This window comes from Streptomyces sp. NBC_01092 (assembly GCF_045039535.1).
Taxonomy (GTDB): Bacteria; Actinomycetota; Actinomycetes; order Streptomycetales; family Streptomycetaceae; genus Streptomyces.
In genome coordinates, this window is record NZ_CP108659.1 from 3,836,932 (window position 1) to 3,862,859 (window position 25,928).

Below are 25,928 nucleotides of genomic sequence, written 5' to 3' on the forward strand. Positions count from 1 at the left end.
GCTGGAGAGCTACTGCTGCGGGTGGTGCGGCGGGATCGGGGGCAGGTCGCCCGTCGTCTCGTAGGACGCGAGCATGTCGATGCGGCGGATGTGGCGCTCGTCACCGGAGAAGGGGGTGCCCAGGAAGGTCTCGACGAACTTCGTCGCCTCTTCCGTCGTGTGCATGCGCGCGCCGACCGCGACGACGTTGGCGTTGTTGTGCTGGCGGCCCAGGGAGGCCGTCTCCTCGCTCCAGGCGAGCGCCGCGCGGACGCCCTTCACCTTGTTCGCAGCGATCTGCTCACCGTTGCCCGAGCCGCCGATCACGATGCCGAGGGCGTCGGGGTCCGCGGCCGTCTTCTCCGCCGCGCGGAGGCAGAAGGGCGGGTAGTCGTCCTGGGCGTCGTAGATGTGGGGGCCGCAGTCGACGGGGTCGTGGCCGGCCGCTTTCAGCCAGTCGACGAGGTGGTTCTTGAGTTCGTAGCCCGCATGGTCCGAGCCGAGATACACGCGCATGGGACGAGTGTGACACGGCTGTTTCCGGGCAGCAGCGCCGGGTGTCGATCGCGTCAATTGTGACCCGGGCCATGGAAGCTCAAGGAAACCTCAAGTAACAATCCCAAATCAAAGGTTCCCGAATCCGTTCTCCTCCGATTCACTGGTCCGACTCGTACGCCACACGCAATCCGCTTGTGCGAGGACCGCTCCCCACGGCGCAAAGGAAATCCGTTCCATGACTTCGCAGCCGAACCGGAAGACGGCCGAACCGGCCGCCGGTGGCCACGGCCTACAGGCCGGGCTCAAGAACCGTCATCTGTCCATGATCGCCATCGGCGGCGTCATCGGCGCAGGACTCTTCGTCGGGTCCAGCTCCGGCATCGCGACCGCCGGACCAGGCATTCTCCTGTCGTACGCCCTCGTCGGCACGCTCGTGGTGCTGGTGATGCGGATGCTCGGTGAGATGTCGGCGGCCAACCCGACGTCCGGGTCGTTCTCCGCCCACGCCGACCGGGCGCTCGGCCGCTGGGCCGGCTTCTCCATCGGCTGGCTGTACTGGTTCTTCTGGGTGGTCGTGCTGGCGGTCGAGGCGACCGCCGGTGCGGTGATCCTGGAGGGCTGGATCCCCTCCGTCCCGCAGTGGGCCTGGGCCCTGATCGTGATGGTCGTGCTGACCGCCACCAACCTGGTCTCCGTCGCGTCGTACGGCGAGTTCGAGTTCTGGTTCGCCGGCATCAAGGTCGTCGCGATCGCCGCGTTCATCGTCATCGGCGGGCTTGCCGTCTTCGGCCTGCTGCCGGGCGTCGACAGCGACCAGGCGGGGCTGAGCAACCTCACCGAACACGGCGGATTCCTGCCCAACGGCCCCGGCGCCATCCTCACCGGTGTGCTGCTCGTCGTCTTCTCCTTCATGGGCAGCGAGATCGCCACCCTGGCCGCCGGTGAGTCCGAGAACCCGCAGCAGGCCGTCACCAAGGCCACCAACAGCATCATCTGGCGTGTCGCCGTCTTCTACCTCGGCTCGATCTTCGTCGTGGTCGCCCTGCTGCCCTGGGACAGCAAGGCCATCGCCAAGGACGGCTCGTACGTCGCCGCGCTCGACTCCCTCGGCATCCCGCACGCCGGTCAGATCATGAACTTCATCGTGCTGACCTCGGTGCTGTCCTGCCTCAACTCGGGCCTCTACACCGCCTCCCGCATGGCCTTCTCCCTCGGCCAGCGCGGGGACGCGCCGAAGGCCTTCGCCCGCACGACCGGCAACGGCGTGCCGCGCACGGCGATCCTCGCGTCCGTGGCGTTCGGCTTCGTGGCCGTGTTCTTCAACTACAAGTTCCCGGACTCCGTCTTCCTCTTCCTGGTCAACTCCTCCGGTGCGGTCGCGCTGTTCGTCTGGCTGGCGATCTGCTTCTCGCAGCTGCGCATGCGCAAGATCATCCAGCGCGAGGAGCCCGAGAAGCTCGTCGTGAAGATGTGGCTGTACCCGTACCTGACCTGGGCGACGGCCGCGCTGATCGTGTTCGTGCTCGGCTACATGCTGACCGATACCGAGCACGACGGCCGCAAGACCGTGCTGCTGTCCCTGCTGGTGGCCGCGGTCGTGCTGGCCATCGCCTTCGTGAAGCAGAAGGTCGGCGGCGGGCGCCGGGTGAGCGTCGAGGCCGCCGCCTCGGAAGCGACGCGCGACGAGGTCAAGACCGGCTGAGTCGTACGTCCGCCGGTGTGCCGGCCGAGGGGCGGTGGGGTGCCTGTATCCCGCCGCCCCTCGGCCATTTCCCGTTCGGGCCTCGTCCGGTCCTCGTTCGGGCCTCGTCCGGTCCCGTCCGGTCCTCGTCCGGTCCTCGTCCGGTCCCGTCCGGTCACAGCACCGTGAAGCCGTCCCTCACCTTCTCGTAGGTCTTCAGGGCCTGCGCCTCGATGTCCGGGCGGTACCACGTGTTGATCTGGTACGACTTCCCGCCCACGGTGAAGCCGAGCAGCCGGGCGTGCCAGGGGTCGCCCCGCAAGGTGAAGGTGTACTCCCAGACGACTGCCGGGTATCCGCGGAAGGTCGTGCGCTCCAGGCGGATCTTGTTGTAGTCGCCCTGTTGGGCGTTCTGTTCGGACTTCTGCCAGGAGTCCATCAGGTCGTCGCGCGCCACGGACGACTTGGCGGCGAGTTCCTGTCGGGCGTCCGGTGACGTGTAGTGCACCTCGGAGCCGGTCTGGACGTCCCGCTGCCAGCCCTCGGGCGGCGCCCACGCGAACCCGCCCGCCTCCCGGCGCGCGCCGGGTGGCAGGCTCTGCGGCCTCGACGTGCCCTCGACCGTGGACGACGGGGAGGACGCGGCCTGGGAGGCCGACGGTGACGAGCCCGACTGGTTGTCCTTCGGTGACCCGAAGTCGCTCGCCAGGACCACCGCGACGACCGCGCCCGCGGCGACGATGCCGAGGGCGGCGACGATTCCCGTACGGCGATGCCCGTGCCGGGGTCGGGGGCGGGCCGGTACCGCCGGGCCGGGGAACTCGCCGGGCGGCATGGGGCCGTGGGACCGGGAACCGCGCTGCGGGGGTCCCGCCCCGGGGGCCGGCCGTCGCTCGGTCGCCGCTTCGGACCGCTCCAGGGAGACGCCGGCGCGGTGGGGTGTGGGGCCGGTGGAGTTGCCGGCCGGGGTGGCCGAGTGGACGTCCGAACGGGAATCGGGGGCGAGTTCTGTGGACGCGTTGAAGGCGTTGGGGGCGGGGGGCGTCGGCGTCACTGGGGAGGGAGTGGGCTCGGCGGGCGGGGCCTCGGTGCGTGGCGCCTCGGCGGGTTCGTCCTTGGTCGGGGGCAACGGCCGGGGCGGTATCGCGTCCCGTATGTCGTCCGGCCGCCGGGGGTCGGGCGGGGGCGGGATGCGGGAGGCGTCCAGGAGGGCGGGGGTGGGCGATTCCCTGGGGGGTGTCGTGGCAGCCACGGGGACCGGGGGCGGGGACGGGACCGGGGGCGGGTGCTGCTCCGGTGCAACCGCCGTCTCCGGTATCAAGCCCACCGGTGCGACCGCCGCCTCCGGTATCAAGTCCAATGGCCGCTCCGAGTCCGGCTCTTGCGCCTCGACAGGCTGCACGTGACCGGAATCCGGCTCGGCGTCCGGCGGCGCGGCCTCCGTCTCCGTGGCTCCCCCGCCGTCCCGCTCACCCACCGCCACCCGACGTACCCCTCCCCCCACAACCGGCACCGTAGGCGTCGGCGCCGGATGGGCCACCGGCTGCAGGGCCGTCTCCAGGTCGTCCAGGCCCAGGCGCAGGGCCGGGTCCTTCTCCAGGAGGGCGGCCAGGATGTCGCCCAACGGGCCTGCTGTGGGCGGGAGTTCGGGTTCCTCGTAGAGGACCGCGTGCAGGGTCGCCAGGGTCGTGTCGCGGGAGAAGGGGGAGTGGCCGGCGAGGGCCGCGCACAGCGTGGCGCCCAGCGACCAGATGTCGGAGGGCGGGCCCTGGGGGCGGCCGGAGATGCGCTCGGGGGCCATGTAGTCCGGCGAGCCGACCAGCATGCCGACCATGGTGAGGGCCTTCGCGTCCTGAATCGCCGCGATGCCGAAGTCCGTCAGGACGACGCGGCCCCGCCCGCGCCGCACCTCCGACTCCACCAGTACGTTGCCCGGCTTGATGTCCCGGTGGAGCACGCCGCGGTCGTGCACCTGGCGCAGCGCCGCCACCAGCCCCATGCCGATCCGGGCCGTCTCGGCGGGGCCCAGCGGGCCCTCCTCCGCCATGATGCGTTCCAGGGAGCGGCCGGCCACCAACTCCATGACGATCCACAGGCGTTCGCCCTCGTCGACCACGTCGTAGACCCGTACGACGTTGGGGTGGTCGATCCGTGCCGTCGCCCGCGCCTCGCGCAGGGTGCGCTCACGGCGCGTGCGGGTGTCCTCGGGGTCGAGGCCGTCGATGCGCATTTCCTTGACGGCGACCAGTCGATCGAGAATCTCGTCGACCGCTCGCCACACCCGCCCCATTCCCCCCTGGCCGATACTCTCGACCAATCGATAACGCCCCGTCACCAGTAAACCTGGAACCCCGCCACTTCTCGTGTTTCCCATATTCCCCGGCAATCGACTGCACCCCCCTCGATGCCGCATCGGACATCCGCCATTGAAACACAATGGTCACACTTCGCGCCGTACCAGCATAGTGCGGAGAAATCTTGTGGTAGCTCTTCAAGTACTGCGAATTCAGGCGCAGGCAAGGGGGGCGAACATGAGTTCTCGTCGCACGACGGCCATCGCGGGATCGCTGGTCGCGACATCTTTTTCGGCAGTGATGATCCTTTCCTTCACTGCCAGTGCGGACGACCAGGGACCCGGGAGCAGCAAGGGGGGAAAGGTCATCGACGAGGCACCGGCGGGGGTGAAGCTCACCACTGAGCTGCCCGAGAAAATCTCGGTGAACAACAGTTCGCAAGAAACCGAGATCACCGCCACGGTCAAGAACGAAGGGACCAAGGAGAGCGGAGAGATTCAGCTTTTGGTCGTCGGGTTCGACGGCCTGACGGTCAAGAATGTCGAAGGTTGTTCGGCAATCGAGAAAGGCAGTCTTCCGGAGGGCTCGAACAGTGGATTCGCCTGCCCACTCGACAATCTCCCGGCCGGTGAGTCGAAGTCGTACGCGGTGAGCGCGACATACGACCTCACCAAGAAGGGCAACATCTGTCTCCCCGTCCAGACCGGTGACGGCAAGAAGACCTACTGGCAGCAGGGCCCGGTGCCCTTCGGTACGACGAACCCGTCGCCCGACGCCCCGGCCACCCCGCTGCTGCTCGGCACCGACAACACACCGGTGGCGCCCGGCCCCGACGAACTGCCCAAGACCGGTCTGGGCCGTGACGTCCTGCCGCTGGGCGCGGCCGGCGCGGCGCTGATCGCGGCGGGCGCGGCCGGGCTGTGGTGGTCGCAGCTGCGGCGGCCGAGGCGGCACGCGGACTGAGCCCACGGGCTCGCTGTCCGGCGCAGACACACGAAAGAGGCTCGTCGGGTCGAAGTCACGCACCCGGCGAGCCTCTTGCGCAGGAGCAGGAGCAGAAGCAGAAGCAGGAGCTACCGCGTCAGCGGTTGATCAGCTTCCAGGTGGTGGGCAGCGCGCCCATCGCCAGGGCCGCCTTCACGGCGTCGCCGATCAGGAACGGGGTGAGGCCGGCCGCGATCGCGGCGGACGCCGACATGCCGGTGGCCAGGGCCAGGTAGGGGACGCCGACGGCGTAGATGATCGCCTCGCCCAGGAGCATCGCGCCCGCCGTGCGCAGCGCGGTGCGGTCGGCGCCGCGGCGGGCCAGGGCGCCGACGACGGTGGAGGCGAGGATCATGCCGAGGATGTAGCCGAAGGAGGGGGCCGCGGCGCCGGAGGTGCCGTCCGCGAACCACGGCACGCCCGCGATGCCCGCCAGCGCGTACAGCGCGAGAGACAGGAAGCCGCGGCCGGCGCCGAGGGCCGTGCCGACCAGCAGCACCGCGAGGGTCTGGCCGGTCACCGGCACCGGGGAGCCCGGCACGGGCACGGAGATCTGGGCCGCGAGGCCGGTGAGCGCGGCGCCACCGACGACGAGCGCGATGTCGCGAACGCGGGAGGCGGGGAGCAGGTCGGCGAGGACCTGCCCGGCGCGTGCGGGGGCTGCGGCAGCGGCAGCGGTGCTCATGGGGACTCCGCGAGGTGAGGGCAGTACGGGACGCTGTGACGCTATCCCAGGGTGTTTCGGTCCCTCACCGTCAGTAGTCGACAAAGGCCGGATCGTGGGGTTCGTTGGCTCCGGACAAAGGGTGGGGGTTACACGGGGTACGGGGTGATGCCGGTCACTGAGGCAAGGACGTCCAGCTCACAAGGATGTTGCCGGAGTATGAAGAGGCGTCTCGCCCGTCGGTCGCCGTCTGGGCAGCGGTGGTCCGCTTTGCTAGCTTCGAGCACATGGTCGCCCAGTCCCGGAACTTCACGTCGCGTCGCCATGTCGACCTGCGACGCGTGGGCGCGGCCGCCTGTCGCCGACCGGGGTGAGTCGGTCCGAGGTGGCTCCGGTCCGGCTCGCCCGCAGCAGACGGCGCAGTGTCGGACCGGCTCCCGAGGAAGTACCCCATGCCCCGTACCGAGGCACCACCCCTTTCATCCCCGATCCCCCGAATCGCCGACCGCGACCGGCGCCGGACCAGCGCCAGCGTCATCCTGCGGTCCGTGCTGGAGCACGGGCCGGTCGCACGCAGCAACATCGCCCGGCTGACCGGGCTGTCACCGGCGTCGGTGACCGACCACTGTGCCCGCCTCACCCGGCTCGGGCTGATCCGCGAGGCCGCCGCGCCCCGGCAGTCCAAGGGCGTCGGCCGGCCACACGTACCCATCGACCTGGACGACACACGGTTCGTCGTGGGCGGGGTGCATGTGGCGGTGCCCTACACCACGGTGGCGCTGCTCGATCTGCGCGGGCGGGTCGTCGCGGAAACGGAGTTGAAGCACTCGGGCGGCATGAATCCCTACGACGTCCTGGACCGGGCCGCCGACGGGCTGGCCGCGCTGCTGGCCGCGGCGCCGGGCAGCCGGCCGCTCGGCGTCGGCTTCGCCGCGGGCGGCTGGGTGGACCGGGACTCGGGGACGATCGTCGAACACCCGCTGCTGGGCTGGCGCGACGTGCCGGTGCGGGAGGTGCTCGGTGACCGCACCGGCCTGCCGGTCCATGTGGACGGCCACGCACGGGCGTTGGTGAACGCGGAGCGGCTCTTCGGGCGGGCGCGCGGCAGCGGGAGCGTGCTGCATCTGTTCGTCGGCAATGTGGTGGACGCGGCGTTCGCCACGAACGACGAGGTGCACCACGGTCCCCGCTCCCAGGCCGGGGCCATCGCGCATCTGCCGGTGCCGGGCGGCACGGAGACCTGCGACTGCGGACGGGTCGGCTGCCTCCAGGTCGAGCTGAGCGAGCGGACGTTGTGCCGCCGGGCGCGCGCGGCCGGAGTCATCGACGGGGTGAACCCGATGCACGTCCTGCGCGCGGCGACGCAGGGCGACGCCGTGGCGGTACGGCTGCTGACCGAGCGGGCGCGGATGACCGGGCGGGCGGTGGGGCTGCTGCTCGACGTGCTCAACCCGGAGACCGTCGTCGTCACCGAGATCGGTGTGCTGAGCCGGGAGGACTGTCTCGCCGCGCTGCGGAATGCGGTCGGAAGCGAGCGCGCCGCGGCCGTCGTGCCGAGCAGTTTCGCGGATTCCGTCCTTGCCGTGGCGGGCGGTTCGGTGGCACTGGACGTCCTCTATCGCGATCCGCTGGGCGCGTCACCTGAGGCTATTTAATTCAGAAACTCGGAATGTTGACAAGGAACACCGATGGCCGGGAACCTACTGCTCATGAGCCTGTTCGTGAGCTGTCGCACCCACTGTTGCTGACACGTCGCCGCGTGTGAAGCGCTCATTTTCTCCTGCGTGAATTCCCTTTCTCCGGCCTCTCCGGCCCGGAATTCCGCATGCCTTCTTTCCTGCTGAACGCACATATTCCTCCCTGAACTCGCGGAGCTCTCCCATGCCTTCATCCCCCGTGTCCGGTGTCGACCGACGGCTCTTCCTCACCTCCCTGCTCGGCGCCGCGGCCGGCGTCGCCGGACTCAGCGGCTGCGCCGACAGCAGCGCGGCCGCCGCGAGCAAGGGCGCCTCGACCGCCCCGCTGGCCACCAAGGTGCCCGCCGGTACGAGCCTGAAGATCGCCTCGTTCCAGAACACCCAGCAACTCCAGTTCAGACTGGCCAAGTTGGGCGATCCGCCCTTCACGGTCAGCAACTGGCTGAACATCGGCGCCGGGCCCGATGTCATCAACGCCTTCCGGGCCAAGTCCCTGGACCTCGCCAACAACGCGGGCATCCCGCCGATCCAGGCGCACTACCAGGGCTTCGAGGCGAAGATCGTGGCGATCAACATCACCCGTAAGCCCAACTACCTCTTCGCCACCAAGCCCGGCAGCGACATCCGGTCGGTCCAGGACTTCAAGGGCAAGAAGCTCGCCTTCTCGCAGGGCCAGGCGCAGGGCGTCGTCCTGCTCCGCGCGCTGAAGAAGGCCGGGCTGAAGTACGACGAGGTGGAGCTGGTCCCGCTGACCAGCAACCAGTTCCTCACGGCCCTGCAGTCCGGGCAGGTCGACATCGCCCCGCTGGGCAACAGTCAGGCGCCCGCCTATCTGAAGCAGTACGAGGGCAAGGGCGCCCGCGTCGTCACCACCGACGTCGTCGACCTGCTCAACCTGCTGTGGGCGCCGGTCTCGGTGCTGAACGACTTCGCGAAAGCCGCCGCGGTCGCCGCGTACATCCCGTACTGGGCCAAGGGTCAGGTGTGGACGTACGAGCACCCCGACGTCTGGAACCGGGAGTTCTACGTCAAGACGCAGAACCTGACCCTCCCCCAGGCCGAGGCGATCACCGAGCTCGCCAACAAGCCGCTGTTCCCGCCGAGCTGGGACGAGGCGATCACGTGGGAGCAGGAGACCGCGGATCTGCTCGCCGAGGGCGGGTTCGTGAAGAAGTTCGACGTCAGCGAGCTCTTCGACCACCGCTTCGAGGGCATCGCCGCGAAGTCCGTACCGGCCGAGTACCGGAAGTGACCGCCATGACCACGACCACCCTGCACAAGGCCGCCGCCACCGTCGCCGCCGACGCCGACGAGCGGCCCCGCAAACGCCGCCGCGGGCTCGCCCCCGGCAAACGCCTGCCCGCCGCCCGGCTCGCCGGGCCCCTGCTGGTGCTCGCCCTGTGGGCCGTCGCGTCCGCCGCCGAGGCGCTCGACCCCGCCGCGATTCCCGCGCCCTGGACGGTGGTGGAGACCGGCACCCAGCTGTGGACGGACGGGACTCTGATCACCGACATCCTCACCTCGTTGCAGCGGGCCGCGTCCGGCTTCGTGATCGGTCTGACCGCGGGCGTGGTGCTGGCCCTGGCCTCCGGGCTCACCCGCACCGGGGAGGCGCTGATCGACGGCACGGTCAACCTCAACCGGGCCATCCCGACCCTCGGTCTGATCCCGCTGTTCATCCTCTGGCTGGGCATCGGCGAGACCTTCAAGATCGCGATCATCGCGATCGTCGTCTACATCCCGATCTACCTCAACACGCATGCCGCCCTGTCCGGCATCGACAACCGGTTCGTCGAGCTCGCCGAGGTGCAGGGCCTGTCGAAGCTGCGCTTCATCCGGGAGATCGTCATCCCCGGCGCACTGCCCGGGTTCTTCGTGGGACTCCGACTCGGCGTGACCGGCTCCTGGCTGGGCCTGGTGGTCCTGGAGCAGATCAACGCCACCAGCGGCCTCGGCTACATGATGTTCCAGGCCACGAACTACGGCCAGTCGGACGTCATCCTCGTCGGCCTGGTCGTCTACGGCATCTTCGGCCTCGCCTCGGACAGCACGGTACGCCTCATCGAACGGAGGGTGCTGTCGTGGCGCCGCACACTGAGCAGCTGACCCGTCCCGCCGTCCAACTCCGCGCGCTGACACGCTCGTTCGACGAACGCGTCGTCCTCGACGGCATCGACCTGGACATCCCCGCCGGACAGTTCGTGGCCCTGCTGGGGCACAGCGGCTCCGGCAAGAGCACCCTGTTGCGAGCGGTCGCCGGGCTCGACCACGAGGTCACCGGATGGGGGTCCCCCCTGCTCGAGCGGAGCCGAGAGCTTGGGGGAGGGCAGCTCAGCGCGCCGGACCGGGTGTCGGTCGTCTTTCAGGACTCCCGGCTGCTGCCCTGGCGTCGCGTCCTCGCCAACGTCCTTCTCGGGCTCGACGGCAGGGAGGCGGAGCAGAAGGGCCGCGAAGCCCTCGCCGAGGTCGGGCTGAAGGGCCGCGAGCGTGCCTGGCCCAACGAGCTGTCCGGCGGCGAGCAGCAGCGCGCGGCACTCGCCCGCTCCCTCGTCCGCGAGCCCGAACTGCTGCTGGCCGACGAGCCGTTCGGGGCGCTGGACGCATTGACCCGCATCAGGATGCATGCCCTGCTCAGGGAGCTGTGGGAGCGGCATCGGCCCTCGGTGCTGCTGGTGACGCATGACGTGGACGAGGCGATTGTGCTCGCGGACCGGGTGCTCGTGCTGGAGCGGGGGCGTATCGGGCTCGACCTGGCCATCGACCGAGCTCATCCGCGTGGGGCGTATCGACGGCAGTTGCTGTCGGCGTTGGGTGTGACGCAAGACGTGAGGTGACCGTCGGCCGCCGCTGCCGTCTGCTGGGGCTGCCGCCCCCAGACCCCCGCTTCGGCCCTGAACGGGCCTCGTCCTCAAACTCCCCCAAGCTCTTCGAGCAGGGGGGACCCCCAGACGGGCTGAAATGCCCGGACCGGCGCTCGCAAATCCCTCCTCTGCCCAGATCAAGGGACCCCCATGCCCAGACAGCTCCACCTCAACGCCTTCCTCATGAACACCGGCCACCACGAAGCCTCCTGGCGACTCCCCGAGAGCGACCCGTACGCCCACGTGGACCTGGCCCACTACGTCCACCTGGCCCGCGTCGCCGAGCGCGGCACCTTCGACTCCCTCTTCCTCGCCGACGGCCCGCAGCTCTGGAACAACCTCGCCCAGCGGCCCGCCGGCGCCCTGGAGCCGCTCACCCTGCTCACCGCGCTGGCGACGGCCACCGAGCACATCGGGCTGATCGCCACCGCGTCCACCTCCTACAACTCCCCCTACAACCTGGCCCGCAAGTTCGCCTCGCTCGACATCATCAGCGGCGGCCGGGCGGGCTGGAACATCGTCACCACCGCCGGTGCCGAAGCCGCCCGGAACTTCGGCCTTGACGCCGAGCCCGCGCACGCCGAGCGGTACGCCCGTGCCGCCGAGTTCCTGGACGTCGCCCTGAAGCTCTGGGACAGCTGGGAGGACGACGCGATCGTCGCCGACAAGACGGCCGGTGTCTGGGGCGACGACGCCAAGATCCATCCGCCCCGGCACCAGGGGACGTACTTCAGCGTCGAGGGCGCCCTCAATGTGCCGCGTACGCCTCAGGGTTACCCGCTGCTCGTGCAGGCCGGGTCGAGCGAGGACGGCAAGGGCTTCGCCGCCCGGTACGCGGAGGCGGTGTTCACCGCGCAGCAGACGATCGAGGACGCGCGGGCCTTCTACGCCGACCTCAAGGCACGTACCGCCGAGGCGGGCCGGGACCCCGAGCACATCAAGGTGCTGCCCGGCATCGTCCCGGTGATCGGCTCGACGGAGGCCGAGGCACTGGCGGCCGAGCAGGTCCTGGAGGACCACATCGTGTACGCGCACGGGGTGGGCCGGCTGGAGAGCCTGCTGCAACTGGAGCCCGGTGCACTGGAGTTGGATGCCCAGCTCCCCGACGACCTGCCCTCCGAGGACGCCGTCGAGGGTGCCAAGAGCCGCTACACGCTCGTGGTGGAGCTGGCCCGGCGTGAGCGGCTCACCGTGCGGCAGCTGATCGGGCGGCTCGGCGGCGGCCGAGGTCACCTCACCTTCGCCGGTACGCCCGAGCAGGTCGCCGACGCCATCGAGACGTGGTTCACCGAGGGCGCCGCGGACGGCTTCAACATCATGCCGCCGGTCCTGCCCTCCGGCCTCGACGCCTTCGTCGACCACGTCGTCCCGATCCTGCGCGCACGCGGCCTGCTCCGGGAGGAGTACGGCCCGCGCCGGACCCTGCGCGAGCGCTACGGCCTCCCGCGCCCCGCCAACCAGTACACCGTCCGCGAATCCGCCCTCGTCTGAAAACCTGAGAGGACCCGCCCATGTCCGGCATCGAAATCCACAAGGTCACCGCCCACATCGGCGCCCGCGTGTCCGGGGTCGACATCAACCAGCCGCTCGGCTCCGACACGGTCGCCGCCCTGCGCGAGGCCCTCAACGTCCACAAGGCGCTCGTCTTCAGCGACGTGAACCTGGACGACGAGACTCAGCAGGCCTTCGTCCGCCACTTCGGCGACGTCACCACCGCCCACCCGACGGTCTCCTCCGTCAACGGTGTCCCGAACGTCCTGCCCGTCGACAGCGAGCACGGCCGCGCCGCCAACCACTGGCACACCGACGTCACCTTCGTCCTCAACCCGCCGCAGGCCACCACCCTGCGCAGCGTCACGATCCCGCCGTACGGCGGCGAGACCCTGATCGCCAGTTCGGCGGCGGCCTACCGCCAGCTGCCCGAGCCGCTGCGGAAGCTGGCCGACACGCTGTGGGCGGAGCACACCAACGACTACGACTACGCCGTACCGGACGAGGACGTCGACGAGCAGCAGGCCGCCAACCGCGCCGAGTTCACGTCGATCAAGTACCGCACGGTCCACCCGGTCGTCCGCGTCCACCCGCTGACCGGTGAACGCGGCCTGTTCATCGGCGGGTTCGCGCAGCGGATCGTGGGCCTGTCGCCGGGCGAGTCCCGTAAGATTCTCGACCTGCTCCAGGCGTACGTCACCCGGCCGGAGAACATCCTGCGGCACCGCTGGTCCGAGAACCAGCTGGTCGTCTTCGACAACCGCATCACCCAGCACTACGCCATCGACAACTACGACGGGCAGCCGCGCCGCCTGCACCGCGTGACCGTCGCCGGTGACGTGCCGGTCGGCATCGAGGGCAAGGCGAGCTACTCGATCGAGGGGGACGCGTCGCACTACACGCCTGTCGCTGCGTGACGGGCTTGGCACTTACAGTGCGGCGAGTGTCCGCATAGTGGGCAGTCTCTCCTTCTGAGCGGAGAGGCTGCCCAGACTGTGGGCGTTTTTTGCCCTCTACGCATTGGACGAGCCGCGCCCATGCCAAGCACCTCCACAGGGACACCGCCGAAGACGGACGACGTCTCCCTGTCCCACGGCCTCAAGCAGCGCCACCTGTCGATGATCGCCCTCGGCGGCGTCATCGGCGCCGGCCTGTTCGTCGGGTCCGGCGCGGGTATCGCCGCCGCCGGCCCCTCGATCGTCATCGCCTATGTCATCTCCGGCCTCCTCGTGATGCTGGTGATGCGGATGCTCGGCGAGATGTCGGCCGCCTATCCCTCCTCCGGGTCCTTCTCCGCGCACGCCGAGCGGGCGATCGGCCCCTGGGCGGGCTTCACGGCCGGCTGGTCGTTCTGGGTGCTGCTCTGCACGGCCGTCGGTCTGGAGGGCATCGGCGCCGCGAAGATCGTGTCGGGCTGGCTGCCGGGGACGCCGGAGTGGGCGTGGGTGGCCCTGTTCATGGTCGTCTTCTGCGGCGCGAACCTGGCCGCCGTGAAGAACTTCGGCGAGTTCGAGTTCTGGTTCGCCGCGCTGAAGGTCGGCGCGATCGCGCTGTTCCTGGTGCTGGGCGGGCTGGCCATCGCCGGTGTCCTGCCCGGCACGGACGCGCCGGGCACCGCGGAGCTCACCGGTGAGGGCGGTTTCCTGCCGAACGGCGGCGAGGGACTGATCATCGGCCTGTTGGCCTCGGTCTTCGCCTACGGCGGCATGGAGACGGTCACCATCGCGGCCGCCGAGTCCGAGGACCCGGTCAGCGGTGTCGCGAGCGCGGTCCGCACGGCGATGTGGCGCATCGCCCTCTTCTACATCGGCTCGATGGCCGTCGTCGTCACCCTGGTCCCCTGGGACTCCAAGGAGATCGTCGAGGTGGGCCCGTACGTCGCCACCCTCGACCACCTGGGCATCCCCGGCGCCGGACAGGTGATGAACGTGGTCGTCCTGGTCGCCCTGCTGAGCGCCATGAACGCCAACATCTACGGCTCCTCGCGCATCGCGTACTCCCTCGTCCAGCGCGGCCAGGGACCCGCGGCGCTGGGCCGGGTGTCGGGCGGGGTCCCGCGGGTCGCGGTCCTCGCGTCCTCGGTGTTCGGCTTCGTGTGCGTCGTGCTGTCGTACTGGCGGCCGGACGACGTCTTCCCCTGGCTGCTGAACATGATCGGCGCGGTCATCCTGGTCGTCTGGATCTTCATCGCCGTCTCCCAGCTGCGCCTGCGCCGCCGTCTGGAGCGCGAGGCGCCGGAGAAGCTGGCCGTGCGGATGTGGGCCTTCCCGGTGCTGACCTGGGTCGCGATGGCCGGCATGGCGGCGATCTTCGTGCTGATGGCCCGCGAGCCGGACACGCGGGTGCAGCTGTACTCGACGGGTGCGATGACGCTGTTGCTCGCGGGCGTGGGGTACGCCTGGCAGAAGAAGCGCGCCAGGAGCTGACACCCTTCCGGCGCCGCCGAAGCCCCCGTGTGATCCACACGGGGGCTTTTTGCTGTTAGCTTGTTGTTGCAAGTTACTTGCAATAAGAGCTCTGAGGGGAACCCTTCATGCCCGTCTACACACTCCCGGAACTGCCCTACGACTACTCCGCGCTCGCGCCGGTGATCAGCCCCGAGATCATCGAGCTGCACCACGACAAGCACCACGCGGCTTACGTGAAGGGCGCCAACGACACCTTGGAGCAGCTGGCCGAGGCCCGGGACAAGGAGTCGTGGGGGTCGATCAACGGCCTGGAGAAGAACCTGGCCTTCCATCTGTCCGGGCACATCCTGCACAGCATCTACTGGCAGAACATGACCGGAGACGGCGGCGGCGAGCCGCTGGAGGCCGATGGTGTCGGGGAACTGGCGGACGCCGTGGCCGAGTCGTTCGGCTCCTTCGCCCACTTCAAGGCGCAGCTGTCCAAGGCGGCGGCGACCACGCAGGGTTCGGGCTGGGGTGTGCTGGCGTACGAGCCGCTGAGCGGGCGGCTGATCGTGGAGCAGGTCTACGACCACCAGGGCAACGCCGGCCAGGGTGCCACACCGATCCTCGTCTTCGACGCCTGGGAGCACGCCTTCTACCTCCAGTACAGGAACCAGAAGGTCGACTTCATCGAGGCGATGTGGCAGGTCGTCAACTGGCAGGACGTGGCACGGCGTTACACCGCCGCCAAGTCCCGTAAGGACGTCCTGCTGCTGGCTCCCTGAGCCACCGAGATCGTCCTGCCTCGTGATCGTCTTCTCACCCTTCACGAACGGCAGGCGGAATGACGGAAGCCCCCGCGAGGACCTGACTCGCGGGGGCTTCCCATGTCCGGGAGGGCGTCAGGGCTTGCGCCCCGCACCGCCGTGCCGGCCGATCGGCCGGGGTGCCTCGTCGCTCGGCTCGGGGCGCCACAGCGGGACGGAGACGATGCCCGGCTCCACCAGCTCCAGGCCCTCGAAGAACGCCTCGGTCCTGTCGACCGGGCGCAGGAAGCCTGGTCGTAGTCGGCGACGTGGCCGAGGATGCCGCTGAGGATCAGGGCCGTGGGCCGGGAGAGGTCGAGGGTGCGCGAGGCGGCCTCGAGGAACTTCTCCGGCTCGTACAGGCTCAGGTCCTCGTACGCCGTCACGCCCTCGGGTGTCGAGGTCAGCAGGGCGCGGGCGCGGGCCAGGACCCGGGGTCGTTGTCGACGTAGACGATCTTCGACTCGGGGGCGAGGCTCCCCCGGAGGGGGTACCCCCATTCGCTCCGGCTACGCTCCGCTCGCGACCTCGTGGGTGTTGTCGACCGTGGGCAGCCCGGTGCCGACGTCGAGGAACTGGCCTACGCCCGACTCCGCGACCAGGTACCGGATGCCGCGCCCCAGGAAGGCGCGGCTGCTGCGCGCGATGGTGACGATGCCGGGGAAGACGGCGGTGTACGCGTCGCCCGCCGCCTCGTCCACCGGGTAGTTGTCCTTGCCGCCCAGCCAGTAGTTCCAGATCCTGGCCGAATGGGGTACCGAAGTGTCGATCTCCGTCATGTGCCCATGGTGCTACGGCCGCTCGGGCTCGCAGGGCACATTGAGGGAGAGAAGTGCGGCGGATCCGTCTGTTCTCACGAGGAGTTCGCTGATCGCGGCATTGCGCAACCGGGGGAACACTCTGCGGTACTCCTGGGCCGGGATCGACAGCAGTGTGCACAGCACCAGACGGAAGAGCGTGTTGTGCGCGACGACGAGGACACGGCCGCCGGGGTGGGCGGCGGCGATCCGGCGCAGGGCGGCGGCCCCGCGTTCCGCGGCGGCGGCAGGGTTCTCCGCGCCCGGGAACGGATGGGCCACCGGGTCGGTGCGGAACGCCTCCGCGGCCGCCGCGTCCTCGGCCGCGAACTGCGCGAGCGTGCGGCCCTCCAGCACACCGAAGTCGCATTCGCGCAGGCCGGGTTCGCGGTGCGGGGTGAGCCCGAGCGCCCGGCACGCGGGGTCGGCGGTGATGACGGCACGGGAGAGCGGCGAGGTCCAGATCGCGTCCACCGGGTGGGCGGCGGCCCAGCGGCCGAGGTCCTCGGCCTGGGCGCGGCCCGTGTCGGTGAGGGGCACGTCGCTGACCCCGGCGTAGCGGTTCTCGGCGTGCCAGACCGTCTGTCCGTGGCGGGCCAGCAGCAGTGTCGTATCCGCGCTCATGCTCGTACTCGTGCTCATCAAGGCCATCCTTCGTGGATACCCCGGCCATCAGGCCGGGGAGGAAACAAAGTTCCTGCGGAGCAGGGCAGGAAAGCCGGTTCGCCGCCGGGGCGGACCGGCGTCCACCGTCCAACGGCCGAAACCGCCACTCACATGGAACCTGATAGCGTGTGAGACGTGACGCAGCAGGTCAAGCGGGCGTTCAAGTACCGCTTTTACCCCACGGACGAGCAGGCAGCCGAGCTGTCGCGCACGTTCGGCTGTGTCCGCCTCGTGTACAACAAGGCACTGGAGGAGCGCACGCGGGCCTGGTACGGCGAGCAACGCCGGGTCTCCTACGTGCAGTCGTCCGCCGCGCTGACGGAGTGGAAGAAGACCGAGGAACTCGCCTTCCTCTCGGAGGTGTCCTCCGTCCCGCTCCAGCAGGCGCTGCGGCACCTTCAGACGGCGTTCGGGAACTTCTTCGCCAAGCGTGCGAAGTACCCGCGCTACAAGTCGCGGAAGAAGTCCCGCGCGTCGGCCGAGTACACCCGCAGCGCCTTCAAGTGGCGCGACGGGCACCTGACCCTGGCGAAGATGGCCGAGTCGCTGGACATCCGCTGGTCGCGGCCCCTCCCCAAGGGGGCGGAGCCCACGACGGTGACCGTGTCCCACGACAGCGCGGGCCGCTGGTTCGTCTCGATGCTCGTCGAGGACACCGTCGTCCCGGCCCCCGCCACGACTGCGGCGGTCGGCCTGGACGCCGGGATCACCTCCCTGGTGACCCTGTCCACCGGGGAGAAGATCGCCAACCCCCGGCACGAGCGCCGCGACCGCGCCCGCCTGGCCAAGGCGCAGCGCGAGCTGTCCCGCAAGGTCGAGGGCTCCAACAACCGGGCCATGGCCCGGGTGAAGGTGGCCAAGGTGCACGCCCGGATCGCCGACCGGCGCCGGGACTTCCTCCACAAGCTCTCGACTCGGCTCGTCCGTGAGAACCAAACGGTCGTGATCGAGGACCTCACCGTCCGCAACCTGCTGAAGAACGGCAAGCTCGCACGCGCCATCTCGGACGCCGCATGGACGGACCTCCGCATGATGCTGGAGTACAAGTGCGCCTGGTACGGGCGCGAACTCGTCGTGATCGACCGCTGGTTCCCCAGCAGCAAGCTGTGCGGGAACTGCGGCACGGTCCGCGGGAGACTGCCGCTGAACGTCCGTGAGTGGACGTGCGACTGCGGCACCGTGCATGACCGCGACGTGAACGCGGCACGCAACATCCTGGCCGCCGGGCTGGCGGCGTCTGCCTGTGGAGACGGTGTAAGACCTCAACGGGAGTCCTCCCGGACGGGGCGGTCGTCGGTGAAGCAGGAAACCCAGCGGGCGACCGCTGGAATCCCCATCCTTTAGACGGGGGAGGAAGTCAAGAATCCGCAGTATCCCGGTCCTCCAGGCGGGTCTTCGCGTGCGCCGCGACCGGTGGGGGCAGCCAGCCTCGGGCCGTCAGCTCCTCGACCAGGCGGGCGTAGGACTCGGCGAAGCGGGCGGTGCGCTCGGGCCGGGGTTCGACGGTCGTGCCGATGCGGACCATGCCTGACGCGACCTCCGCCAGATGCGGCGCCGTACCCGCGCCGTACGCCGCCAACGCGGCCATCCCCAGGGCCGGTTCGGTCTGCTGCGGCACCCGGGCCGGGCGGCCCAGGACGTCGGCGCGCAGCTGGTTCCAGTACGGGCTGCGGGCGGCGCCGCCCGTGAAGGTGAGGGGGCCGTCGAGGGGGGCGCCGAGGTGGTGCAGGTAGTCCAGGCACAGGCGCTCGGTGAAGGCGACGCCCTGGAGGAGCGCGGCCCATAGGTCGGCGTCCGACTCGGGTTCGCCCAGGACCAGCGCGGAGGCGTCCGGGGCGAGGAACGGGAAGCGCTCGCCGGGTGACACCAGCGGGTAGGTGATCGCGCCGGCCGGCTCGTACGCGGCGGCCAGCGCGTCCATGGCCGCCGGGTCGGCGCCCGAGAACGCCGCCGTGAGCACGCCCGCGCCCACGCTTGAGGCGCCGCCGGGCAGCCAACTCCCGTCCGGGGCACGATGGTTGTAGACCACGCCGGTCGGGTCCCGGACCGGCGTCGGGGAGGCGCCCTTGAGGACCAGGGTGGTGCCGAGCACCGAGTTCCAGGAGCCGGGGCGCAGGGCGGCGGAGGCGATCTGGGCCGCGCAGCCGTCGGTCATCCCGGCGATGACGGGGGTGCCGGCGGGGATGCCGGTGGCCTCGGCGGCGGACGTGGAGACCTGGCCGAGGCGGGTGCCGGGGCGGACGACGTCCGGGATCGCCGTGTCGGGCAGGCCGAGACGGGACAGCATGGCGGGCCAGGCGTCGCGTTCCAGGTCGTAGCCGGTCTTCAGGGCGTGGCTGGAGTCGGCCGGGGGCAGCTCGCCGGTGAGGAGGGAGACGACCAGGTCCGGCTGATGGGTGATCCGGCCGTGGCCGTAGGTCTCGGTCAGCCACACCGCCTTCGGCAGGGCCCAGGTGTCCTGCACCCCGAGCCCCGCCATCCGCGCCCGCGCCCCCTGTGCCGTCGCCCGCCCGTCGTCGTACATCAGGGCGGGGCTCATCGGCCGTCCCGCCCCATCCGTGAGCAGCACGGTCCCGGACGTCCCGCACACCGCGAGCCCGCCGACCCGCACCTTCGACCGCCCTCGCAGCGCGGCCCTGGACGCCGCGCACACGCCCTCCCACCACGCGCCCGGATCCTGCTCGTGCCGCACCCCGTCCCGGCGCCCGCCGAGGGGTGCCGAGCCGCTGCCGAGGACTGTGCCGTCCCCGGTGACCAGCAGCACCCGGACGCTCTGGGTGCCCAGGTCGATCCCCAGCCAGGCCTCGTGATCGTCGGTCATCCGGACCTCCCGCACATCTGGATCCGTGAACTTCACACTCTGCACTGAGATTTTCCCTTGCGCGAGGGATTGACGCCCAACTTCCGCCGTTCCACCCTCTGTTAACGAGTCGACTCGCCGCGTTAACCGAGCACACCCGGATGGCCGAACCCCACGTGGAGGTCACGGATGGACACGCACGCGCACGACCGCCGACGGTTCCTGGCGCTGAGCGCCGCCCTGGCCGCCACGCCCCTGATCTCCGCCTGCGGTGCCGGATTCGGCGGCGACGACAGCAAGAGCGACGGCTCGGCGGCGGACGACGTCACCGGCTCCTTCGACTTCAAGCGCGAGAAGGGCACCACCGTCAAGGCGCTGCTCAACAAGCACCCGTACACGGATGCCCTGATCGCCGATCTGAAGTCCTTCACCGAGAAGACCGGCATCAAGGTCGAGTACGACGTCTTCCCCGAGGACAACTACTTCGACAAGCTCACCGTCGACCTGTCCAGCGGACGGGCGTCGTACGACGTCTTCATGCTCGGCGCGTACATGGTCTGGCAGTACGGGCCGCCGGGCTGGCTGGAGGACCTCGGCCCCTGGATGCGCAACGCCTCGGCCACCGGCGCCGAATGGGACCAGGCCGACTTCTTCCCGAACCTCCTCCAGGCCGACCAGTGGTCCCTGAAGGCGGGCGCGCCGCTCGGACAGGGCGGGCAGTACGCGCTGCCGTGGGGCTGGGAGACCAATGTCGTCGCCTACAACACGGACGTCTTCAAGAAGCTCGGCCTCAAGCCCGCCGAGAGCTTCGACGAGCTGCGCGAGATCGCCGGCGCCATCAAGCAGAAGGCGCCGGGTGCGGGCTTCGACGGCATGTACGGGATCGCCGTACGGGGATCGAGGAGCTGGGCGACCATCCACCCCGGCTTCATGACCATGTACGCCCGCAACGGGCTCAAGGACTTCACAGTCGCCGGCGGGAAGCTCACACCCGCGATGAACACCCCGGAGGCCGTCGCGTTCACCGAGGACTGGGCCGGCATGGTCAAGCAGGGCGGCCCGCCGTCCTGGACGTCGTACACCTGGTACCAGTGCTCCAGCGACCTCGGTGCGAAGAAGGCCGGGATGCTGTTCGACGCCGATACGGCCGCCTACTTCCAGGCGGTGGAAGGCGCGAGCCCGGCCTCCGGGAAGATCGCCTTCCATCCCGGGCCGAAGGGGCCGGACGGCTCCCTCGCCACCAACATGTGGATCTGGTCGCTCGGCATGAACGCCAAGAGCAAGAAGAAGAGCGCCAGTTGGCTGTTCCTGCAGTGGGCGACCGGCAAGGAGCACCTGCGCAGGAGCGCGATCACGCACAACCACATCGACCCGGTGCGCAAGTCGATCGCCGACGACGCCGCCTACAAGGACAAGATGAGGCACCTGCCGGGCTTCATCGAGACCTTCGAGACCGTCGTCGACCAGACGAAGATCCAGTTCACCCCGCAGGCGCAGTTCTTCGACGCGACCACCAGCTGGGCCGCCGCCCTCCAGGAGATCTACGGCGGCAAGGGGGCCGAGTCGGTGCTCGACGGGCTGGCGGGCGACCTCGCCGACAAGGTGGGCTAGCGCGATGGGATGGCGGCTCGCCCTTCGCCCGTACGTCCTGATCGTCCCCGCCCTGCTACTGACCTGCGGGATCCTCTATCCCTTCGGGCTCGGCCTCTACTACACGCTGTTCGACTTCTCGGCGAGCAAGCCGCAGCCGGACATGGTGCGGTTCGAGAACTACGAGACCGTCTTCACGCAGGAGGCGTTCTGGAACTCGGCGTGGGTGACGGTGCTGTACGCGGTCGGGGCCGCCGCCGTCGAGACCGTCCTCGGGGTCACCGTCGCCCTGCTGCTGCACCGGTCGACGATCGTCGGGCGGGTGCTGGAGAAGATCCTCATCCTGCCGCTGATGATCGCGCCGGTGATCGCGGCGATCATCTGGAAGCTGATGCTGCAGCCGTCGGTGGGGGTGATCAACTATCTGCTGAGACCCTTCGGTCTTGGCGGAGTCCAGTGGACGGACACCCCGACCGGGGCGCTGCTGTCGTCGATCGCCGTGGACGTGTGGGTGTACACGCCGTTCGTGGCGATCCTCGCCCTCGCCGGACTGCGGTCGCTGCCGACGTCCCCCTTCGAGGCGGCGGCCGTCGACGGGGCGGGCTGGTGGTACACCTTCCGGCGGCTGACGCTGCCGATGCTGTGGCCGTACGTCCTGGTCGCGGTGATCTTCCGGTTCATGGACTCGCTGAAGGTGTTCGACATCATCTACGCCCTGACCGAGGGCGGCCCCGGCGACTCGACCGTCGTCCTGCAGATCCGCGCCTATCTGGAGGCGATCCGCTTCCAGCGGTACTCGTTCGGCATCAGCTACACGATCGTGCTGTGGGCGGTGGTGTATCTCGCCGCGATGGTGCTGGTGAAGCACCTGGGGAAGATCCAGCGGAAGGCGGCGGAGGCGAAATGACCGTGCGCAAACGCCTGTTGGGGTGGCTCGCCGACGCCGCCCTCATCCTCTACTTCGTCTTCGCGCTGTTCCCGATCGCCTGGATGGTGATCCTGTCGCTGAAGCCGACGAACCAGCTCTTCTCCACCTACTTCTCCTTCTCCCCCACCCTCGACGGCTACCGCACGGTCCTCGGCGACAGCGAGGGCATCCCGTTCGTGCGGTTCTTCGTCAACAGCCTGGTGGTGTCGGTGGGAGCGGTCGTGCTGTCGCTCCTGGTCGGGCTCCCGGCCGCGTACGCCTCGGCGCGCTGGCGGTTCAAGGGCTCCGAGAACCTCATGTTCACGCTGCTGTCGTTCCGGTTCGCACCCGAACTGACCGTGATCATCCCGCTGTTCGTGCTCTACCAGAAGCTCGGGCTCTTCGACACGTACGTCGGCATGGTGTGGGTGCTCCAGCTGGTCACGCTGCCGCTGATCGTGTGGATCATGCGGTCGTACTTCGCCGATCTGACGCCCGAGCTGGAGCAGGCGGCGCTGTTGGACGGCTACACCCGCAAGCAGGCCTTCCTGAGGGTGGCCCTGCCGCTGGTGAAGCCGGGGGTGGCGGCCGTGTCGCTGCTCGCCTTCATCTTCGCCTGGAACAACTTCGTCTTCCCGCTGATCCTGACCTCGAACGAGGCCCAGACCGTGACCGTGGGCGCGCTGTCGTTCCTCGGCGGCGACCGGCCCAAGTACAACCTCACGGCCGCCGCCGCGCTCGTCTCCGTCGTACCGCCGCTGCTGCTCGCGCTGACGATCCAGCGGTATCTGGTGCGGGGGCTGTCGTTCGGGGCGGTGAAGTCATGATCCGGCTGCGGGGTGTGCGCAAGACGTACGGCAAGGTCACCGCGCTCGACGGCCTTGAACTGGACGTGCGGGAGGGCGAGTTCTTCTGCCTGCTCGGCCCGTCGGGCGCCGGCAAGACCACGACCCTGAAGACCGTCGCCGGGCTGGAGATCCCCGACGCCGGCACGGTCGAGCTCGGCGGCGCCGACATGCTCGGCGTCGAGCCGTACGACCGTGGCGTCGCGATGTGCTTCGAGAGCTACGCCCTCTACCCGCACAAGTCGGCCTACGACAACCTCGCCTCGCCGCTGCGCTCCCCGCGCCACCGCCTGCCCGCCGCGCAGGCCCGGGAGCGGATCGGCGAGGTCGCCGAACTCCTCGGGATCTCCGCCCTGTTGGACCGCCCGGTGGGCCGGCTCTCCAACGGCCAGCGCCAACGCGTCGCCCTCGGCCGGGTCCTGGTCCGGCCCGCCCGCGCGTTCCTCCTCGACGAGCCCCTGTCCCATCTGGACGCCAAGCTGCGCCAGCAGATGCGGGCGGAGCTGAAGGCGATCGGGGCGGTGCGGCGCACGACCACCCTCTACGTCACCCACGACTCCGTGGAGGCACTCGCGCTCGGCGACCGGATCGGGGTGATCCGGGACGGGCGGATCGTGCAGACGGGGACGCGGGAGGAGATCTGGTACCGGCCGTACGACACGGAGGTCGCGCGGGCCTTCGGGCGGCCCCGGATCAACCTGCTGCCGGGGGCGATCACGGCCGACGGCGGCTTCCGTTCCGCGGACGGCGAGGTCGACCTGCCGATCCGGGCCGACGCCCCCGTCGGGACACAGGTGCTGATCGGTGTCCGCCCCCGCGATCTCGCCCTCGGCGAGGGCCCCGGCCACGAGCTCACCGGCACCGTCTACGTCACCGAGGTGCTCGGCCGGTCCGTGGAGGTCACGGTCCGGCTCGGCGAGCAGCACCTGTCGCTGGTCGCCCCGCGCGGCGAGGCGAGCGGTCTCGGGCCCGACGATCCGGTACGACTGTCGGTCCGGCCTGAGAACCTGCTGCTGTTCGAGGCCGACCGGCCGGAGCGTCCAGGACGAAGGATCGGACAGTGAACCGCGCGATGAGCAACGCACAGCAGGGTCCCGCCGCCCGTCAGGCCGCCATGGCCGAGCTGGTTCTCGCCGACGGGTCGGCGACGGCCGCCGAGCTGGCCGAGCGGTTCGGGGTGAGCCTGATGACCATCCACCGGGACCTCGACGAGCTCGAACGGCAGGGGATCGTCAGGAAGTTCAGGGGCGGGGTGACGGCGCAGCCCTCCGGTGTCTTCGAGTCGAACGTGCAGTACCGGCTGAAGACCATGCGCGCGCAGAAGGCCGCCGTCGCCGACCGCGCCCTGAAGCTGATCGAGCCCGGCATGGCGATCATGCTGGACGACTCCACCTCGACCCTGGAGATAGCCCGCGGGCTGCGCCTCGGCGAGGTCACCCCACTCACAGTCGTCACCAACTTCCTGGAGGCGATCAACCTCCTCTCCGACCAGCGCGGCATCCACCTCATGGCCCTCGGCGGCGACTACGACCCGCTGCACTCGTCCTTCCTCGGCGTGTCCTGCGTCGAGGCGATAGAGCAGCTGCGCGTGGACGTCTGCTTCGCGTCGACGTCGGCCGTGCGCGGGGGTTACGCCTACCACCAGGAGCAGCACATCGTGTCGGTGAAGCGGGCCATGCTCGACGCGGCCGCCCGCAACATCCTGCTGATCGACCACACCAAGCTCGCCCGCGTCGCCCTGCACCGGGTGGTCCCGCTGTCCCGCTTCGACCTGCTCCTCGTGGACGACGGGGCGTCGGCGGAGGCGCTGCGGGACCTGGACGAGCACAAGGTCCGCTACGAGGTCTGCGCGACGAAGGGCAGCAGCCATGACCCAGCTGGAGCTACGTGATCTGCGCAAGACCTACCGTGCGCGGGGCCGCCCGGCCGTGGACGCCGTACGCGGTATCGACCTCAGTCTGCGCTCCGGGGAGTTGCTGGGGCTGCTGGGCCCTTCGGGCTGCGGGAAGTCCACGACGCTGCGCATGATCGCCGGGCTGGAGACGGTGACCGGCGGGGACATCCTGGTCGGCGGGGCGTCGGTGACCGCCCGCCCGGCCCAGCAGCGCAACATCGGGGTCGCGTTCGAGAACTACGCCCTCTACCCGCCGCTGACGGTGGCCGAGAACCTGGCGTTCGGCCTGAGGGCACGGCGACGGGCCGACCGGGGAGACGTCGACCGCAAGGTCAAGGAGATCGCCGAGCGCGTCGACCTCACCGCCATCCTCGACGCCCACCCCGCCGGCCTCTCCAGCGGCCAGAAGCAGCGCGTGTCCCTGGCCCGCGCGCTGATCCGCGAACCGGACGTCCTGCTCCTCGACGAGCCCCTGTCCCACCTCGACGCGGCCCAGCGCGACACGACCCGCCGCGAACTCAAGCGCATCCAGCGGGACTTGGGCCACACCACCATCCTGGTCACGCACGACCAGGAGGAGGCCCTGTCCCTCGCCGACCGGATCGCCGTGATGAAGGACGGTGTGATCCAGCAGCTCGGCACGCCGTACGAGATCTACGACAGCCCGGCGAACCTCTTCGTCGCGGACTTCGTGGGCGAGCCCGCGATCAACCTCCTGCCCGGCATCGCGGACGCGGACGGCCACGCCCGCCTCTCCTCCACCGTGCGGATCGCGCTGCCGGTGCCGGTGGCGACGGGCCGGGAGGTGGTGGTCGGCATCCGCCCGGAGGACCTGACCCTGACCGGCGAGGACGAGGGCCTGGCCGCCCGGGTCGTGGCCCACGAACCGCTCCTGGAGTCGGGCATCGCGACCCTCGCCCTCGACGGCGTCGAGAACCCCCTCGTCGTCCTCACCGCCCCCGAGGTCCGCCTCGCCCACGACGACCGCGTCCACGTCACCGCCGACCCTGACCTCACCCATGTCTTCGACGCCGAGACAGGAGACTCCCTGCGTTGACTTCCTCCCCCTCCTGACGGAGGGGAC

General features: G+C 70.0%; 22 protein-coding genes and 1 pseudogene. 17 read left to right on the forward strand and 6 right to left on the reverse strand.

The window, feature by feature from the left end; genetic code table 11:
* Window positions 1-9: 9 nt before the first annotated feature.
* Entirely contained in the window at window positions 10-495 is a 486-nt protein-coding gene (locus OG254_RS17170; protein ID WP_405582686.1) for a ribose-5-phosphate isomerase, read from the reverse strand.
* A gap of 217 nt (window positions 496-712) precedes the next feature.
* On the opposite strand from OG254_RS17170, the gene OG254_RS17175 reads away from it, so the two are divergent.
* The gene (locus OG254_RS17175) at window positions 713-2,179 is read left to right on the forward strand and encodes an amino acid permease (protein WP_405582689.1); all 1,467 of its coding nucleotides are present in this window, start codon (window positions 713-715) and stop codon (window positions 2,177-2,179) included.
* Window positions 2,180-2,333: 154 nt separating this feature from the next.
* Here the strand turns inward: OG254_RS17175 and OG254_RS17180 are convergent, their stop codons facing one another.
* The gene (locus OG254_RS17180; RefSeq protein ID WP_405582692.1) at window positions 2,334-4,532 is read right to left on the reverse strand and encodes a protein kinase domain-containing protein; all 2,199 of its coding nucleotides are present in this window, start codon (window positions 4,530-4,532) and stop codon (window positions 2,334-2,336) included.
* 157 nt (window positions 4,533-4,689) lie between these two features.
* On the opposite strand from OG254_RS17180, the gene OG254_RS17185 reads away from it, so the two are divergent.
* Window positions 4,690-5,415: a hypothetical protein gene (locus OG254_RS17185; protein WP_405595038.1), complete on the forward strand. Its 726-nt coding sequence runs from the start codon at window positions 4,690-4,692 to the stop codon at window positions 5,413-5,415.
* Window positions 5,416-5,533: 118 nt separating this feature from the next.
* Here the strand turns inward: OG254_RS17185 and OG254_RS17190 are convergent, their stop codons facing one another.
* Window positions 5,534-6,121: a biotin transporter BioY gene (locus tag OG254_RS17190; RefSeq protein WP_351191590.1), complete on the reverse strand. Its 588-nt coding sequence runs from the start codon at window positions 6,119-6,121 to the stop codon at window positions 5,534-5,536.
* 431 nt (window positions 6,122-6,552) lie between these two features.
* On the opposite strand from OG254_RS17190, the gene OG254_RS17195 reads away from it, so the two are divergent.
* The 8 genes from OG254_RS17195 to OG254_RS17230 all read left to right on the forward strand — a co-directional run bounded on the left by OG254_RS17195 (window position 6,553) and on the right by OG254_RS17230 (window position 15,324).
* Entirely contained in the window at window positions 6,553-7,755 is a 1,203-nt protein-coding gene (locus tag OG254_RS17195; RefSeq protein ID WP_405582696.1) for an ROK family protein, read from the forward strand.
* Window positions 7,756-7,981: 226 nt separating this feature from the next.
* Window positions 7,982-9,049 (forward strand): ABC transporter substrate-binding protein, encoded by a 1,068-nt coding sequence (locus OG254_RS17200; protein WP_405582698.1) that lies wholly within the window; start codon window positions 7,982-7,984, stop codon window positions 9,047-9,049.
* Window positions 9,046-9,903 carry an ABC transporter permease gene (locus OG254_RS17205; RefSeq protein ID WP_405582700.1) on the forward strand — a complete coding sequence of 286 codons (858 nt, stop codon included), beginning with the start codon at window positions 9,046-9,048 and terminating at the stop codon, window positions 9,901-9,903. Before OG254_RS17200 ends, OG254_RS17205 begins: the two co-directional genes overlap by 4 nt.
* Entirely contained in the window at window positions 9,879-10,631 is a 753-nt protein-coding gene (locus OG254_RS17210) for an ABC transporter ATP-binding protein (protein WP_405582702.1), read from the forward strand. Before OG254_RS17205 ends, OG254_RS17210 begins: the two co-directional genes overlap by 25 nt.
* A 177-nt stretch (window positions 10,632-10,808) precedes the next feature.
* Window positions 10,809-12,149: an LLM class flavin-dependent oxidoreductase gene (locus OG254_RS17215; RefSeq protein WP_405582704.1), complete on the forward strand. Its 1,341-nt coding sequence runs from the start codon at window positions 10,809-10,811 to the stop codon at window positions 12,147-12,149.
* Between the two features lie 20 nt (window positions 12,150-12,169).
* Entirely contained in the window at window positions 12,170-13,066 is an 897-nt protein-coding gene (locus OG254_RS17220; RefSeq protein WP_405582706.1) for a TauD/TfdA dioxygenase family protein, read from the forward strand.
* Window positions 13,067-13,186: 120 nt separating this feature from the next.
* On the forward strand, window positions 13,187-14,575 hold the full coding sequence (locus OG254_RS17225; RefSeq protein ID WP_405582708.1) for an amino acid permease: 1,389 nt from the start codon (window positions 13,187-13,189) through the stop codon (window positions 14,573-14,575).
* Between the two features lie 107 nt (window positions 14,576-14,682).
* A complete protein-coding gene (locus OG254_RS17230; RefSeq protein WP_405582710.1) occupies window positions 14,683-15,324 on the forward strand; it encodes a superoxide dismutase in 642 nt (213 codons plus the stop codon).
* 117 nt (window positions 15,325-15,441) lie between these two features.
* On the opposite strand, the pseudogene OG254_RS17235 reads toward OG254_RS17230, so the two are convergent.
* Window positions 15,442-16,124 (reverse strand): annotated as a pseudogene (locus tag OG254_RS17235) (SAM-dependent methyltransferase).
* A 12-nt stretch (window positions 16,125-16,136) separates the two neighbouring features.
* Window positions 16,137-16,766 carry a histidine phosphatase family protein gene (locus OG254_RS17240; RefSeq protein ID WP_405595040.1) on the reverse strand — a complete coding sequence of 210 codons (630 nt, stop codon included), beginning with the start codon at window positions 16,764-16,766 and terminating at the stop codon, window positions 16,137-16,139.
* Between the two features lie 177 nt (window positions 16,767-16,943).
* Between OG254_RS17240 and OG254_RS17245 the strand changes: the two genes are divergently transcribed.
* Window positions 16,944-18,152, forward strand: coding sequence for an RNA-guided endonuclease InsQ/TnpB family protein (locus OG254_RS17245; RefSeq protein WP_405582712.1), 1,209 nt, complete (start codon window positions 16,944-16,946; stop codon window positions 18,150-18,152).
* Window positions 18,153-18,165: 13 nt separating this feature from the next.
* On the opposite strand, the gene OG254_RS17250 is transcribed toward OG254_RS17245, so the two are convergent.
* Window positions 18,166-19,629: an FGGY-family carbohydrate kinase gene (locus tag OG254_RS17250; protein WP_405582714.1), complete on the reverse strand. Its 1,464-nt coding sequence runs from the start codon at window positions 19,627-19,629 to the stop codon at window positions 18,166-18,168.
* Window positions 19,630-19,797: 168 nt separating this feature from the next.
* Between OG254_RS17250 and OG254_RS17255 the strand changes: the two genes are divergently transcribed.
* Genes OG254_RS17255 through OG254_RS17280 form a run of 6 tightly spaced genes read left to right on the forward strand, consistent with a single transcriptional unit; the run spans window position 19,798 to window position 25,901 of the window.
* The gene (locus tag OG254_RS17255; protein ID WP_405582716.1) at window positions 19,798-21,219 is read left to right on the forward strand and encodes an ABC transporter substrate-binding protein; all 1,422 of its coding nucleotides are present in this window, start codon (window positions 19,798-19,800) and stop codon (window positions 21,217-21,219) included.
* Window positions 21,220-21,223: 4 nt separating this feature from the next.
* Complete coding sequence (locus OG254_RS17260; protein ID WP_147999274.1) at window positions 21,224-22,105, forward strand: carbohydrate ABC transporter permease; 882 nt, start codon at window positions 21,224-21,226, stop codon at window positions 22,103-22,105.
* Window positions 22,102-22,932 carry a carbohydrate ABC transporter permease gene (locus OG254_RS17265; protein WP_351191621.1) on the forward strand — a complete coding sequence of 277 codons (831 nt, stop codon included), beginning with the start codon at window positions 22,102-22,104 and terminating at the stop codon, window positions 22,930-22,932. Before OG254_RS17260 ends, OG254_RS17265 begins: the two co-directional genes overlap by 4 nt.
* On the forward strand, window positions 22,929-24,014 hold the full coding sequence (locus tag OG254_RS17270) for an ABC transporter ATP-binding protein (protein ID WP_405582719.1): 1,086 nt from the start codon (window positions 22,929-22,931) through the stop codon (window positions 24,012-24,014). Before OG254_RS17265 ends, OG254_RS17270 begins: the two co-directional genes overlap by 4 nt.
* 8 nt (window positions 24,015-24,022) lie before the next feature.
* Window positions 24,023-24,841 carry a DeoR/GlpR family DNA-binding transcription regulator gene (locus OG254_RS17275; protein WP_147999277.1) on the forward strand — a complete coding sequence of 273 codons (819 nt, stop codon included), beginning with the start codon at window positions 24,023-24,025 and terminating at the stop codon, window positions 24,839-24,841.
* Window positions 24,819-25,901 carry an ABC transporter ATP-binding protein gene (locus tag OG254_RS17280; RefSeq protein WP_405582721.1) on the forward strand — a complete coding sequence of 361 codons (1,083 nt, stop codon included), beginning with the start codon at window positions 24,819-24,821 and terminating at the stop codon, window positions 25,899-25,901. The genes OG254_RS17275 and OG254_RS17280 overlap by 23 nt, the downstream gene beginning before the upstream one ends.
* The last annotated feature ends 27 nt before the right edge of the window (window positions 25,902-25,928 follow it).

Bases quoted from the DNA above. Each gene is read 5' to 3' on its own strand.
- OG254_RS17170 (WP_405582686.1), bottom strand. From the start codon at position 495: ATGCGCGTGTATCTCGGCTCGGACCATGCGGGCTACGAACTCAAGAAC.
- OG254_RS17175 (WP_405582689.1), top strand. From the start codon at position 713: ATGACTTCGCAGCCGAACCGGAAGACGGCCGAACCGGCCGCCGGTGGC.
- OG254_RS17180 (WP_405582692.1), bottom strand. From the start codon at position 4,532: ATGGGAAACACGAGAAGTGGCGGGGTTCCAGGTTTACTGGTGACGGGG.
- OG254_RS17185 (WP_405595038.1), top strand. From the start codon at position 4,690: ATGAGTTCTCGTCGCACGACGGCCATCGCGGGATCGCTGGTCGCGACA.
- OG254_RS17190 (WP_351191590.1), bottom strand. From the start codon at position 6,121: ATGAGCACCGCTGCCGCTGCCGCAGCCCCCGCACGCGCCGGGCAGGTC.
- OG254_RS17195 (WP_405582696.1), top strand. From the start codon at position 6,553: ATGCCCCGTACCGAGGCACCACCCCTTTCATCCCCGATCCCCCGAATC.
- OG254_RS17200 (WP_405582698.1), top strand. From the start codon at position 7,982: ATGCCTTCATCCCCCGTGTCCGGTGTCGACCGACGGCTCTTCCTCACC.
- OG254_RS17215 (WP_405582704.1), top strand. From the start codon at position 10,809: ATGCCCAGACAGCTCCACCTCAACGCCTTCCTCATGAACACCGGCCAC.
- OG254_RS17220 (WP_405582706.1), top strand. From the start codon at position 12,170: ATGTCCGGCATCGAAATCCACAAGGTCACCGCCCACATCGGCGCCCGC.
- OG254_RS17225 (WP_405582708.1), top strand. From the start codon at position 13,187: ATGCCAAGCACCTCCACAGGGACACCGCCGAAGACGGACGACGTCTCC.
- OG254_RS17230 (WP_405582710.1), top strand. From the start codon at position 14,683: ATGCCCGTCTACACACTCCCGGAACTGCCCTACGACTACTCCGCGCTC.
- OG254_RS17240 (WP_405595040.1), bottom strand. From the start codon at position 16,766: ATGAGCGCGGATACGACACTGCTGCTGGCCCGCCACGGACAGACGGTC.
- OG254_RS17250 (WP_405582714.1), bottom strand. From the start codon at position 19,629: ATGACCGACGATCACGAGGCCTGGCTGGGGATCGACCTGGGCACCCAG.
- OG254_RS17255 (WP_405582716.1), top strand. From the start codon at position 19,798: ATGGACACGCACGCGCACGACCGCCGACGGTTCCTGGCGCTGAGCGCC.
- OG254_RS17260 (WP_147999274.1), top strand. From the start codon at position 21,224: ATGGGATGGCGGCTCGCCCTTCGCCCGTACGTCCTGATCGTCCCCGCC.
- OG254_RS17265 (WP_351191621.1), top strand. From the start codon at position 22,102: ATGACCGTGCGCAAACGCCTGTTGGGGTGGCTCGCCGACGCCGCCCTC.
- OG254_RS17270 (WP_405582719.1), top strand. From the start codon at position 22,929: ATGATCCGGCTGCGGGGTGTGCGCAAGACGTACGGCAAGGTCACCGCG.
- OG254_RS17275 (WP_147999277.1), top strand. From the start codon at position 24,023: ATGAGCAACGCACAGCAGGGTCCCGCCGCCCGTCAGGCCGCCATGGCC.
- OG254_RS17280 (WP_405582721.1), top strand. From the start codon at position 24,819: ATGACCCAGCTGGAGCTACGTGATCTGCGCAAGACCTACCGTGCGCGG.